General features: G+C 45.4%; 11 protein-coding genes. 6 read left to right on the top strand and 5 right to left on the bottom strand.

Going from position 1 to position 12,119, the window contains the following annotated elements:
* Positions 1 to 130: 130 nt before the first annotated feature.
* The 3 genes from Q0171_RS06470 to nusA form a co-directional block, all read right to left on the bottom strand.
* A complete protein-coding gene (locus Q0171_RS06470) occupies positions 131 to 1,447 on the bottom strand; it encodes an ABC transporter permease (protein ID WP_299327986.1) in 1,317 nt (438 codons plus the stop codon).
* Position 1,448: 1 nt separating this feature from the next.
* A complete protein-coding gene (gene secA, locus Q0171_RS06465; protein ID WP_299327984.1) occupies positions 1,449 to 4,040 on the bottom strand; it encodes a preprotein translocase subunit SecA in 2,592 nt (863 codons plus the stop codon).
* A gap of 114 nt (positions 4,041 to 4,154) precedes the next feature.
* A complete protein-coding gene (nusA, locus tag Q0171_RS06460; protein ID WP_299327982.1) occupies positions 4,155 to 5,300 on the bottom strand; it encodes a transcription termination factor NusA in 1,146 nt (381 codons plus the stop codon).
* Positions 5,301 to 5,441: 141 nt separating this feature from the next.
* Between nusA and Q0171_RS06455 the strand changes: the two genes are divergently transcribed.
* Both Q0171_RS06455 and miaB read left to right on the top strand, forming a co-directional pair.
* Entirely contained in the window at positions 5,442 to 5,735 is a 294-nt protein-coding gene (locus Q0171_RS06455) for an HP0268 family nuclease (protein ID WP_299327980.1), read from the top strand.
* 15 nt (positions 5,736 to 5,750) lie between these two features.
* Positions 5,751 to 7,061, top strand: a complete 1,311-nt coding sequence (gene miaB, locus Q0171_RS06450) for a tRNA (N6-isopentenyl adenosine(37)-C2)-methylthiotransferase MiaB (RefSeq protein ID WP_299327978.1) — start codon at positions 5,751 to 5,753, stop codon at positions 7,059 to 7,061.
* A 162-nt stretch (positions 7,062 to 7,223) separates the two neighbouring features.
* Here miaB and Q0171_RS06445 read toward each other — a convergent pair whose 3' ends face one another.
* Positions 7,224 to 7,616 (bottom strand): c-type cytochrome, encoded by a 393-nt coding sequence (locus Q0171_RS06445; protein WP_299327976.1) that lies wholly within the window; start codon positions 7,614 to 7,616, stop codon positions 7,224 to 7,226.
* A 63-nt stretch (positions 7,617 to 7,679) separates the two neighbouring features.
* On the bottom strand, positions 7,680 to 8,339 hold the full coding sequence (locus tag Q0171_RS06440) for an META domain-containing protein (RefSeq protein WP_299327973.1): 660 nt from the start codon (positions 8,337 to 8,339) through the stop codon (positions 7,680 to 7,682).
* 229 nt (positions 8,340 to 8,568) lie between these two features.
* On the opposite strand from Q0171_RS06440, the gene fabG reads away from it, so the two are divergent.
* The 4 genes from fabG to accA all read left to right on the top strand — a co-directional run bounded on the left by fabG (position 8,569) and on the right by accA (position 12,106).
* Positions 8,569 to 9,312, top strand: a complete 744-nt coding sequence (gene fabG, locus Q0171_RS06435) for a 3-oxoacyl-ACP reductase FabG (protein ID WP_299327971.1) — start codon at positions 8,569 to 8,571, stop codon at positions 9,310 to 9,312.
* A 116-nt stretch (positions 9,313 to 9,428) separates the two neighbouring features.
* Positions 9,429 to 9,659 (top strand): acyl carrier protein, encoded by a 231-nt coding sequence (gene acpP, locus Q0171_RS06430; protein ID WP_299327969.1) that lies wholly within the window; start codon positions 9,429 to 9,431, stop codon positions 9,657 to 9,659.
* Between the two features lie 236 nt (positions 9,660 to 9,895).
* Positions 9,896 to 11,134, top strand: a complete 1,239-nt coding sequence (locus tag Q0171_RS06425) for a beta-ketoacyl-ACP synthase II (protein WP_299327967.1) — start codon at positions 9,896 to 9,898, stop codon at positions 11,132 to 11,134.
* Positions 11,135 to 11,164: 30 nt separating this feature from the next.
* A complete protein-coding gene (accA, locus tag Q0171_RS06420; protein WP_299327965.1) occupies positions 11,165 to 12,106 on the top strand; it encodes an acetyl-CoA carboxylase carboxyl transferase subunit alpha in 942 nt (313 codons plus the stop codon).
* Positions 12,107 to 12,119: the final 13 nt, after the last annotated feature.

The raw sequence follows: 12,119 nt of genomic DNA, 5'->3' as shown, positions 1-12,119 counted from the left end.
ACTGCCTAGAGTTTCGCGCACAAAAGCACAAAATGGACAAATGCAGCAACAAACGCTCAAAGATAGGTTAGAAGTGCGTGTATCATAGGCTTTTTGTGCTTAAAGTTTATTGAAAACTGCATATTTAGACTTATTCATTTCTTAGCACATTGAGCGCATCGATTTGGGCTGCTTTTTTCGCTGGGTAATATGAGGAGAGGCATACGATACACACTGCGCCAATTATCGTAGCGCAAAAATCCAAAACCCCCACATCTAAAGGTAGCTTGCTTACACCATAGACATCTGCTGGCAGCGTGATAATGGGAAAAGTATCTAGCACAAAAAGCACCACGCCACTTAGCACCACGCCAAACACAATTCCACTAAGCCCGATTGTAAGCCCAAGCATAAAAAAGCTTTTGCGTATCTCACCAGCACTCGCTCCTAAACTTAGTAGCAGTGCAATTTCCTTGCGACGATTCATCACAACCATGAGTAAGGAGCTAATAATATTAAGGCTTGCCATGAGAATGATGAGCATAAGCACGATAAATAGCACACGCTTTTCTAAATCCATCGCGGCAAAAAGATTGCTATTGCGCTCCCACCAGCCCTCTATGCCGATATGCTGCAACCCCTTTTTATCCAAATACTCGCGCAGTTTTGGCTTATCTTGCATAGGGTTTGCCGAGTGGATATGCACGCCATCATACAAGCCTTGTGGGAGCTTTTTGATTGCCTGGAGTGCGTCGATAGTGCTATACATATAAGCAGAATCATAGCCACTAACCCCAGAACTAAAGCTGCCCATAAAGCTAAAACGCTTCATTGTGGGCGTGAGTGTCAGCCCTGCAGGCTCAAACTGCGTGAAAAATAGCGTGATCTTATCGCCAAACTCTAGGAAATGCATATCCGCCACACTTTTGCCCACGATGATGGAGAACTTATTGTTTTGGAATGCTTCTCTGGGTGGCTGTGTGGCTGGCATAGTTGGGGGGATTGGTGGCTTGTCGGCTGATGGGGCTAGATTCTGGGAGCCTTGCAGTGCTTTGGCAAATACAGGATTTATCGCAGCCTCCCTACTAGAATCCACGCCAAATAGCATGGCTGCTTCCATAGCACCATTGATTCTAGCCACTGCTTGCGTGTAAAGATATGGGCTGAAGCGGAGATTGGGAAAATGCTGCTCAAGCTCTTGCACGAGACTTTGGCTAATGCCTTGCTGCTTTAGTGAAAATATCGTAAGTGGATAGCTCATCACAAAAAGCCGCTTCTCAAACTCCTTGCTCATACCATTCATAATCGCCATCGCTACAATGAGCACCATAACCCCCACCCCAATGCCGAGAAATGCGAGAATTGCTGTGATAGAAATGAAAGGCTGGCTTTTATCAAAACGCAGGAACTTCCCATGCAGGAATTTTGCAATCGAAGTGTTTGTGGCTAGGGAGTGGGATTTTGCCATACTATTGAGCTAGCATGCCTTTTTTGGGTCCGCTTTTGCCGTGGCAGAGCTTGTATTTTTTCCCACTTCCACAGGGGCAAGGATCATTGCGCGCGATCTTTTTTCCTCCAACACCAAGATCATTTTGCGCAAGATTCTGCTCTATGGCTTGGCTATTGTAGTGCAGCTCATCACTTGTTTGGGCTAGATCGCTTAGGACTTCTTGTGTTTGAGCTTTGGTGGATTCTGGCTCTTTGATTTGGATAATGTGTAGAGTCTTTATCGCTTGGGTTTTTACCTGCTCGATAAGCTCCATAAAAAGACCATAGCTCTCCTTTTTATACTCCACAAGCGGATCTTTTTGATTGTATCCTCGTAGAGAGATCCCTGTCTTTAGCGTATCCATTGCATAGAGATGTTCGCGCCAAAGTGTATCGAGCGTTTGCAGATAGATAATGCGCTCAATCTCGTTGCGGCTCTCTCCTGCCGCTGCCATTTTCTCTTCATAGCTTTTTGCTAAAAGTGCGTTGGTTTGCTCAAGCAAGCTACTTTCATCAATGTCATTTGCAATATCATCTCCTAGCTTTTGGCATAGATTTTGGTAGCTAAATTCTTCTTGCAGGATTTTTTCTAACGCCTGCACACTTGCTTGCATATCGCCTTGGCTATGGCTTTGCGCTTGATCGAAACACTCTTGCAAGGCTGCTAGGCGGTTTTGCTCCACTCGCTCACGCATATCAAAGCTAGAATCCAGCAGCTCATCGCGGAATTTATAGACATTTTTGCGCTGCTCATTTGCTACATCGTCATATTCTAGTAAGTGCTTGCGGGATTCAAAATGCAGATTTTCGACCTTTTTTTGCGCATTTTGGACTGATCGTGTAACAAGAGTGGATTCTATATGCTCGCCTTCTTTTAGCCCAAGTCGCTCCATAATGCCTTTAAGCTTATCGCTGCCAAAAATCCTTAGCAAGCCATCTTCTAAGCTTAGGTAGAATTGACTCACACCCAGATCGCCCTGCCGCCCAGATCGCCCGCGCAGCTGATTGTCAATCCGCCTGCTCTCGTGCCGCTCTGTGCCGATGATGTAAAGCCCCCCAAGCTCACGCACCTCATCATCAATCTTAATATCCACGCCACGCCCCGCCATATTTGTCGCAATGGTAACAGAGCCTTTCAGCCCAGCGTCTTTGATGATTTCAGACTCCTTTGTGTGCTGCTTGGCATTAAGCACGGTGTGGGGGATTTTGGCTTGTTTTAGGAGATTGTGCAAAAGCTCGCTTTTTTCAATGCTTGCTGTGCCTACAAGCACAGGCTGCCCTTTGGCATAAAGCTCTGTGATTTTAGCAAGCACGGCATTAAATTTCTCGCGCTCGCTTTTGTAGATGAGATCATTCAAATCTTTGCGCTGCACAGGGAGATTTGTGGGGATTGAGACAACTTCTAAGTTATAAATTTGTAGAAATTCGCTCGCTTCTGTCTGGGCTGTGCCTGTCATACCAGAGAGCTTGCTATACAAGCGGAAGTAATTTTGGAAAGTAATATCCGCTAGCGTTTGGCTCTCTTCTTTGATGGCGACTTTTTCTTTCGCTTCTAGGGCTTGGTGCAGCCCCTCGCTAAATCGCCTGCCCTGCGATAATCTCCCGGTAAATTCATCGACAATCACCACTTCGCCTTCTTGGATCACATAGTCTTTATCTTTGAAAAAGAGAAAATTCGCCTTTAAAGCTTGATCGAGATGGTGAGAGAGTGCGGCATTTTCTATGCTATAAAGATTTTCTATTTTGAAGAGCTTTTCTGCCTTTTTTATGCCCTCTTCTGTGATTAAAATCACGCGATTTTTTTCATCGATTGTGAAGTCTTCTTCGGCTTTCATCTGCTTTGCCACAGAATCTGCTGTGGTGTAATGCTCCATTTTGCGATTAACCGGACCAGAGATGATAAGTGGTGTGCGTGCCTCATCGATTAAGATAGAATCCACCTCATCGACAATGGCATAAGAGTGGGATTTCTGCACCTTTTGGTTAAGGTCGTATTTCATATTATCGCGCAAATAGTCAAAGCCAAATTCATTATTTGTGCCATAGACTATATCGCAGCCATACATAGCCAGCCGCTCCTCTTCGCTAACACCAGCGGTAATGACCCCCACACTATAGCCCAAAAACTCATACAACGGACGCATTTCATTCGCATCGCGATTGGCTAGATAGTCATTAACTGTTACGATATGCACGCTCTCACCCACTAAAGCATTAAGCGTGCTTGCAAGCGTGGCGACAAGAGTTTTGCCCTCGCCTGTTTTCATCTCGGCAATGCGTCCATCATTCAACGCCATAGCACCGATTAGCTGCACATCAAAATGCCGCATATTAAGCGTGCGCTTGGCTGCTTCCCTAGTGATAGCAAAGCTCTCATTTAGCACGGATTCTAAGCTCTCCCCATCATCTTGCACGCGCGTTTTTAACGCATTAAATCGCTCTTGTAGCTCACTATCGCTTAGTGTTTCAAAAGTGGATTCTAGTGTATTTATCGCATTTACGCGCTTTTGGTAGGAGCGGATAAGCTTGTCATTACGAGTGCCAAAAATCAAGCCAAAAATACTTCCAAACATGCAAAACCTTCAACGCTAAATTTGCAAATTATAATGCACATAATGTAAAAATGTCTTTAAAAGCACTAGCAGCGCGCAATACACAAACGAGAGCTTGGAGAGATAGATTCTAGCCTATGCTTTGAAAAGCGATTCTAGCGCGTCGATGCCCACCTTGGTTTCTTTTGTATTTTCGCTGTTTTCTTGGTTGTCTTCCTCGGCTGGCTTTTCTTTGATGATTTCTACAAGCTCGATTTCAAATCCTGTGAGCATACACGCTAGGCGGATATTTACACCATTTTTGCCAATTGCCTTGCTTTTTTGATCGCTCATTATGCTTACTTGCGCCTTTTTCTCCTCCTCGGTGTTGGAGAGAATCTTTACTGCGATGATTTGCGCTGGGGCTAGAGCTTTAGAGATGAAAATCTCTGGAATCGCAGAATACTCGATACAATCGATATTTTCGCCATTAAGCCTGCGGCTTACAGCGTTGATTCTAACGCCCTTTGTCCCCACGCTTGATCCTATGGGGTCGATTCTTGGACTTGTGGAATACAAAGCGACTTTGGCACGATCGCCCGGGATTCTGGCGCATTTTTGCACGATGACTTCGCCATCTTTGATCTCTGGGACTTCTTGCTCCAGCAGAGCTTCAAGCATTTTAGGCGTGGTGCGAGATAGCTCGACATAGATTCCGTCTCTATGGAAACGCACATGCTTGACGATACAGCTTATGGTGTCATTGACTTTAAATTTCTCGCCTTTAATGCGGTTTTTAAGTGGAAGCACAGCGCGAATATCTTGAATCTCCACATAGGTATTCTCTTGCTCATCAATGGCAATCACTTGCCCGCTCACAAGCTTGCCAAGCATTTCTTTAAACTGCGCAAAAAGCTGATTCTCAATCGTGCGCTGGATATGGAACTCCAAATCTAAAAACAGCATATTTACCGCGTTGCGACTCATGTTTTCTAAGCTTATTTCATGGTGGATTTCATCGCCGATATTGACATCATTTGAAGCTTCCTTGGCATGAGAGAGTGTGATGAAATTTTGCGGCTCATTTGTGGCGCGCTCATCATCATCTCCACACACAATGACAGAGTGGATAAGTTTAAATGTGCGGTTTTTCTCATCTTCCTCAACGATGTAGTTTAGCTCCTCGCCAAATTGCTTTTTGGCAACTTTGATAATCGTGTCTTTGACTACTTGTGAGACGACTTGTGGCTCTAGTCCTTTTTCACAAGCGATAAGCTCGATTATATCCACGATTTTTTCCATTTGCTTCCTTTCTGGTTAGTATCAAAATCTTACATGGGGGAGATTCTGTGGGGTTCTTAAGAAGTGGGGCGCATTATAGCAGATTTTTAAGCCAAATCCAGCTACAATGTCCCAAAACTTACTTTAAGGAGCTACTTCACCATGGAAGCCAAAGCAGAATCTAAATCCACCAAAAAATCCGCCCAAACAGACACCAACACCCTCTTGCTCGCACCTATGGATTTGGGGCAGACAAGCAGGGAAAGTGTTGCTATGGAGAGTCTGCTAGAACCAACCCAGAGCCTGCAGATAATTTATCTCGATCGCCAAAACAGCCAGAAAACCCTCCAAAAAGCCAAAAAACTCCTAGAATCTAAAGGTAAGGTCGTCTATATGGGCGAAGTGCATTATGGACTTGATGCCAAAGACTTTATCTATGAATTCCGTATCCTCTAATACCCCACTGCCAGCATGAAAGTATTTATCCAAACCCTTGGCTGCGCGATGAATGAGCGCGACAGCGAGCACATGCTTGCCGAGCTAGAGTCTAAAGAGGGTTATGAGCTTACTGCAGATTCTAGCGAGGCAGATTTGATTCTCATCAATACCTGTTCAGTGCGCGAGAAGCCAGAGCGCAGGCTTTTCTCAGAAATCGGTCAATACGCGCAGGCTAAAAAACAAGGGGCAAAAATTGGCGTTTGTGGCTGCACAGCAAGCCATATGGGCGGCGAGATCTTGCGCAAAAGTCCGCATGTAGATTTTGTGCTAGGAGCGCGCAATATCTCTAAAATCACACAGATAATCCACAAGCCAAAGGCAGTAGAAGTAGATCTTGACTATGATGATAGCCTCTATGCCTTTGAGGGCGTGCGATCTAGCGGGGTCAAAGCCCTGCTTAATATCTCCATAGGCTGTGATAAATCCTGTGCCTACTGCATTGTCCCACACACAAGGGGCAAGGAAATCTCTATCCCGCTTGATTTAATCCTTGCTGAAGCACGCAAACTCGCGCAAAATGGCATAAAAGAGCTACTGCTGCTAGGGCAGAATGTCAATAACTATGGTGTGCGATTCTCCACCGAGCATGCGCCCATTGATTTTACTGGACTTTTGCGCGAGCTAGAGAGAGTAGAGGGGATTAGGCGTATCCGCTTCACATCGCCCCACCCACTGCATATGGACGATGAATTTCTACACGAGTTTGCGCGCAATACAAAAGTTTGCAAAAGTATCCATATCCCCTTGCAAAGCGGCTCAAGCAAGATTCTAAAATCTATGCGACGCGGCTATAGCAAAGAATGGTTTCTCAATCGCGTGGAGAAACTAAAATCACTCGTGCCAGATGTGGGAATCAGCACGGATATTATCGTAGGATTCTGCGGGGAGAGCGATGAAGATTTCGCCCACACGCTTGATGTGCTAGAGCAAGTACGCTTTGATACACTTTATAGCTTTATCTACTCACCGCGCCCACATACGCGCGCATTTGACTTTGACAAGAGCCTTTCTGTGCCAAAAGACATTGCCCAAAAGCGCTTGAGCCAGCTGCAAGAGCGGCATAGAGAGATTCTGCGCGAGAAAGCACAAGCCGATATTGGCAAAGAATATGAAGTCTTGGTGGAAAATGTCTTTAGCGATGAGCGAGGTTGCTTTAGCGAAGGGCGCAGTGATAACAACCGCTTAATCCACATTGATGGGCGCAAGCTTGATCTTGGCGAATTTGCGCGCGTGAGAGTTATGCGTAATGAGGGGGGATCGCTCTTTGGCGAAGTGGTGGGCTAGGGTTATATTGGTCTTTTAGCTTCAGCAGTTTATAGCAATGGCTATACATCATTAGTCTTGGCACCCAGAATCTTAAAGCATGCAGAATCTAGCTGACGCAACTTGTGAAGTTTTGTGGGTTTGGGCAGATTTCGCGCTATTGGCAGGGTGGTTGTAGATAGGCTATTTTTGGGTGTTTTGGGGTGTAGGGGAAGTTGTGGGCGGTGAATATTTAGGCAGCGAGGAGATGTAGCGCGCCAGATCAAGAATCTCTTTATCGCTTAGATTCTGGGCTTGGATATACATAATGCTTTTTGCCCCGCCATTATCAGTAAATCGCGCTCGATAGCCTTTGAGATCGGCGATGATCTTTTCTTCGCGTAGCCCAGCAATCCTTGTCTCTCCTCGCGTGCCAGGGGCGATTGTCTGTCCATCTGCTCCGTGGCATGCTACACATTTGGCAAAGATTCTAGGTGCGGATTGCGGGATCTCTATAGAAGATTCTAGGCGTGCTTGTGCGACTAGAATCTGGGCGAAAAGCGCGAGAATAAATAAGGTAAGTGCAGGTGATTTCATCTGCTATACTCCCTGTATTTTTGCAGTATATTCATCATTTGCCTTAAAATCTACCAAGCAAATCTACCTTGCCGACTCTTTTGGTTGGTTGTCTTGCTTTTCTTGATTGCGGTAGAGATAGATGGCAATTTTGGTATTTTCTAGGATAAGTTTGTCTTTTTTCTGCACAACCCTAAATGCCCCTTCTAAATCACGGATAAAGCGGAATTCAAATCGTGAAACCTCACTGGGCGAGCAAAGCTTGCGTGTAGAGCTGCCGGCGGTTATATTGATATGATTTCTATCACTCCATACATAGCTTGCGAAATACGAACCACAGCCACTTTGTCCAGAAATTCTACCCTGTGTCGTGTCAAAATTCAGCGTGGCGGTTTCGTCGATTTGTGCAATTTCGTCAATGCGGGATTTATCATACGAAGCTTGGACAATCTTGAGCTCTGCTGGATCAAAATGTATTGCTCTATTTGCCTCTAGCTTGGCGTTTGGCTTATCCTTTTGGTCTTGCGCACTAGCGGCAAGCACTTGTGGTGCATAGAATATATTGTCATCGATGACAATTTTCTCCACATACCAATCCTCACCCACAAGATTCCCTTGTGTCGCTTTGCGCTGAACATATTCAAATAGTGAGCACCCACTAATCCCTAGCACAACTGCTCCAAGCAACCCATAAACCAGGACTAAACGCCATAACGATGAACCCTCTCGCAGAACCATTCCCATACCACTCCCTGTTTCGATGTAGATTATTGCAAATACCAAGCAAAAAACAATCCAAAATCTAAGCCCTCAAGCAACCACTAGAATCTTGAATTATTCTGTAGATTCTAACCCTACATACGATAGCTGGGCGGTAAATTAGGCGTATTTGTCTAGTTTTGCTAGGATTTTACCACCTTAATCCTGTGTGTCAGCATGTTGGCGCGCAGAAATATCGCAAGGAGAGTTAAGTATGAAATTTAGTGGCAAAAATGTCTTAATCACAGGATCATCACGCGGGATTGGTGCGGAAATCGCAAAAGTGCTAGCAGGCTATGGGCTAAAGGTATGGATCAATTATCGCTCCAAGCCAGAGCTTGCCGATGCGCTTAAAGCAGAGATAGAATCTAGTGGCGGTAAGGCGGCGGTTGTAGAGTTTGATGTAACAGATGAGGGAGCGTTCGTGCGTGGGCTTCAGGCAATCGTGCAAAGTGATGGCGAGCTAAGCTATATCGTCAATAATGCTGGCATCACAAACGATAAGCTAGCACTCCGCATGAAGCTAGAAGACTTCACAAAAGTCATCGACGCGAATCTCACTTCAAGCTTTATTGGTTGCAAAGAAGCGCTTAAGATCATGAGTAAGCAGCGCTTTGGAGCGGTTGTCAATATCGCCTCTATCATCGGTGAGCGTGGCAATATGGGGCAGACAAACTATGCTGCAAGCAAGGGAGGCATGATTGCTATGAGCAAAAGTTTCGCCTACGAGGGCGCGAGCAGAAATGTGCGATTTAACTGCATTACACCTGGGTTTATCCAAACCGAGATGACAGAAGCACTCAGCGATGAGGTCAAAGAGCAGTATCAAAAAAGTATCCCACTGGGGCGACTTGGTGAGAGCCGGGAGGTCGCAGAGGCAGTGGCATTTCTCCTAAGTGATAGCGCTAGCTACATCACAGGTGAAGTGCTCAAGGTCAATGGTGGCATGTATATGTAGCGCGCGTATATCTCATAAGTAGATGTTGTGCGCATGCTATGTATATGTAATTTTAAGGTGATTTCTAAAAAAAATTTGTTAGAATCCCACATTACCAAAACTTGAAGGAGTATTTCATGGCATTGTTTGACGAGATTAAAGAAGTGATCGTAAAAGAGCTTAGCGTAGAAGCTGACAAAGTAACACCTGAAGCGGAATTTGTAAAGGATCTAAACGCGGATTCTCTAGATGTTGTCGAGCTTATTATGGCACTTGAAGAGAAGTTTGGTGTAGAGATTCCAGATGAAGAAGCAAACAAAATCCAAAAAGTCGGTGATGTTGTAGCCTTTATCGAAGCAAACAAATAGCCCAAATCTCCGTAAATCATCAATCATACTAAGCTATGTTTAGGCAATTTGCGTTGTTCATGCCTTGTCTTAGGATTCTTAGTTTGCTTGCCAGCTCTTTGTAGAGAGTTTGGTATTGCAGTGATTGCGCGATGATTTGGAGAGATTTGGATCCCAATTTATGCTAGCACAGCCCGCTTTTTAGAGTCTAGAGAATCATATCTGGGTTTGTGGTGCAAATTTATGTAAGGAGTGATATGCGCAGGGTAGTTGTTACGGGTATTGGTATGATCAATGCAGTTGGACTCAATAGAGAGGATTCTTTCGCAGCGATTGTGGAAGGAAAATGCGGAATAAAGAGAATAGCTTCTTTTGATGCCAACGAATTTCCCGTGCGCATAGCAGGTGAGATAGATGGGTTTAACCCAGAAGATGTCCTAAACCCCAAAGATGTAAAAAAGGCTGATCGCTTTATTCAGCTAGGGCTTAAAGCTAGCAAGGAAGCGATGAGTGATAGTGGTCTGCTAGGAAGCGACGGGCGCTGTGCAGAAGAACTTGGCGACCGCTTTGGGGTAAGCTCTGGAGCAGGGATTGGTGGGCTTGGCAATATTGAGAAGAACTCCATCACTTGCTTTGACAAGGGTCCTAAGCGTATTACGCCGTTTTTTATCCCCTCTGCGCTCGTAAATATGCTGGGCGGTTTTACATCTATAGAGTTTGGCATAAAAGGTCCAAATCTTGCAAGTGTTACAGCCTGTGCGGCGGGGACACATGCGATCAATGAGGCAGCAAAAACAATCATGCTAAATGGCGCAGATGCAATGCTGGTCATCGGTGCAGAATCCACCATTTGTCCTGTGGGGATTGGGGGCTTTGCCGCGATGAAAGCGCTCTCTGAGCGTAATGATGAGCCAGAAAAAGCTTCTCGTCCATTTGATAAAGATCGCAGTGGATTTGTCATGGGTGAGGGCGCTGGAGCGCTTGTGCTAGAGGAATACGAACATGCTAAAGCACGCGGGGCTAGAATCTATGCGGAGGTGGCTGGGTTTGGTGAAAGTGGCGACGCCAATCATATCACAACCCCTGCTCCAGAGGGCGAGGGTGCGGCGCGTGCGATGAAAGCTGCACTTTCTATGGCAAATGTGCAAATCGACTATATCAACGCTCATGGCACTAGCACTGCGTATAATGACCTTTTTGAAACAATGGCGTTGAAAAAGGTTTTTGGCGGAAAGGATAATGTCCCGCCTGTGAGCTCGACAAAGGGACAGATTGGACATTGCTTGGGTGCTGCTGGGGCGATTGAAGCGGTTATTTCTATAATGGCTATGCAAGCTGGCATTCTCCCTCCTACAATCAATCAAGAGCATAGCGATCCAGAATGTGATCTTGACTATATTCCAAATGTCGCACGACAAGCCAAAATCAACGCAGTAATGAGCAATTCCTTTGGTTTTGGTGGGACAAATGGTGTCATAATCTTTAAGAAAATATAGATTCTACTATATCGTAGCAGCGGAGTAGTCATGGCGACTTATTTGGATTTTGAGCGACAAATTAAGAGCATTCAAGATGATATTGATATGGCTTCCATGCGCGGAGATACCGCTGCTAAAGAAATTCTACAAAAAGACTTAGAAAAAGAGCTCAAAAAAGTCTATGGTAACATGAGTGATTACCAAAAGCTCCAGCTCGCTCGCCACCCAGATAGACCTTATGCGCTTGATTACATCGAGCTACTTTTAAAAGATGCTTATGAGATTTGTGGGGATCGACATTTTCGTGATGACAAAGCAATCGTGTGTATGATAGGCAGGATTGATGAACAGCCTGTGCTGGTTATTGGCGAGGAGAAGGGTAGAGGCACAAAAAACAAAATCACAAGAAATTTTGGTATGCCAAATCCTGAAGGCTACCGCAAAGCCCTTAAAGCTGCCAAGCTCGCGGAAAAGTTTAAGCTCCCTATCCTTATGCTTGTCGATACTGCTGGGGCGTATCCGGGGATTGGCGCAGAGGAGCGCGGGCAGAGTGAGGCTATCGCTAAGAATCTCCAAGAGTTCGCCGCTCTGCGCACGCCTACGATTTCTGTCGTCATTGGAGAGGGGGGCAGTGGTGGCGCGCTTGCTATCGCTGTGGCTGATAGGCTTGCCATGATGCAGTATTCTATCTTTAGCGTGATTTCTCCAGAGGGTTGTGCGGCTATTTTGTGGAATGACCCTGCCAAGATAGAGTCCGCGACAAAGGCGATGAAAATCACTCCTGATGAGCTCAAAAAAGCCCAGCTAATCGATGATATTATCCCAGAGCCCCTAAGTGGTGCGCATAGAAACAGAGAGGGTGCTGCACAGGCGATTAAGCAGTATTTCTTGAGTAGCTTAGAATCTATCCAAGGTGATAAAGATTATCTGCAAAAGCGTTATGAAAAAATCATGCGCTATGGAGCATTCAGTGAAAGTGGCATACGCTAGCTCGATTTCATGA

Origin of the sequence: uncultured Helicobacter sp., from assembly GCF_937906905.1 — a bacterium.
Taxonomy (GTDB): Bacteria; Campylobacterota; Campylobacteria; order Campylobacterales; family Helicobacteraceae; genus Helicobacter_B.
The sequence above is the reverse complement of the archived record's forward strand: the minus strand, read 5'-3'. Positions and strand labels throughout refer to the sequence as shown.

What these genes read in the sequence shown, in the direction of transcription:
- Q0171_RS06470 (WP_299327986.1), bottom strand. Translation starts at nt 1,447, where the DNA reads ATGGCAAAATCCCACTCCCTAGCCACAAACACTTCGATTGCAAAATTC.
- secA (WP_299327984.1), bottom strand. Translation starts at nt 4,040, where the DNA reads ATGTTTGGAAGTATTTTTGGCTTGATTTTTGGCACTCGTAATGACAAG.
- nusA (WP_299327982.1), bottom strand. Translation starts at nt 5,300, where the DNA reads ATGGAAAAAATCGTGGATATAATCGAGCTTATCGCTTGTGAAAAAGGA.
- Q0171_RS06455 (WP_299327980.1), top strand. Translation starts at nt 5,442, where the DNA reads ATGGAAGCCAAAGCAGAATCTAAATCCACCAAAAAATCCGCCCAAACA.
- miaB (WP_299327978.1), top strand. Translation starts at nt 5,751, where the DNA reads ATGAAAGTATTTATCCAAACCCTTGGCTGCGCGATGAATGAGCGCGAC.
- Q0171_RS06445 (WP_299327976.1), bottom strand. Translation starts at nt 7,616, where the DNA reads ATGAAATCACCTGCACTTACCTTATTTATTCTCGCGCTTTTCGCCCAG.
- Q0171_RS06440 (WP_299327973.1), bottom strand. Translation starts at nt 8,339, where the DNA reads ATGGGAATGGTTCTGCGAGAGGGTTCATCGTTATGGCGTTTAGTCCTG.
- fabG (WP_299327971.1), top strand. Translation starts at nt 8,569, where the DNA reads ATGAAATTTAGTGGCAAAAATGTCTTAATCACAGGATCATCACGCGGG.
- acpP (WP_299327969.1), top strand. Translation starts at nt 9,429, where the DNA reads ATGGCATTGTTTGACGAGATTAAAGAAGTGATCGTAAAAGAGCTTAGC.
- Q0171_RS06425 (WP_299327967.1), top strand. Translation starts at nt 9,896, where the DNA reads ATGCGCAGGGTAGTTGTTACGGGTATTGGTATGATCAATGCAGTTGGA.
- accA (WP_299327965.1), top strand. Translation starts at nt 11,165, where the DNA reads ATGGCGACTTATTTGGATTTTGAGCGACAAATTAAGAGCATTCAAGAT.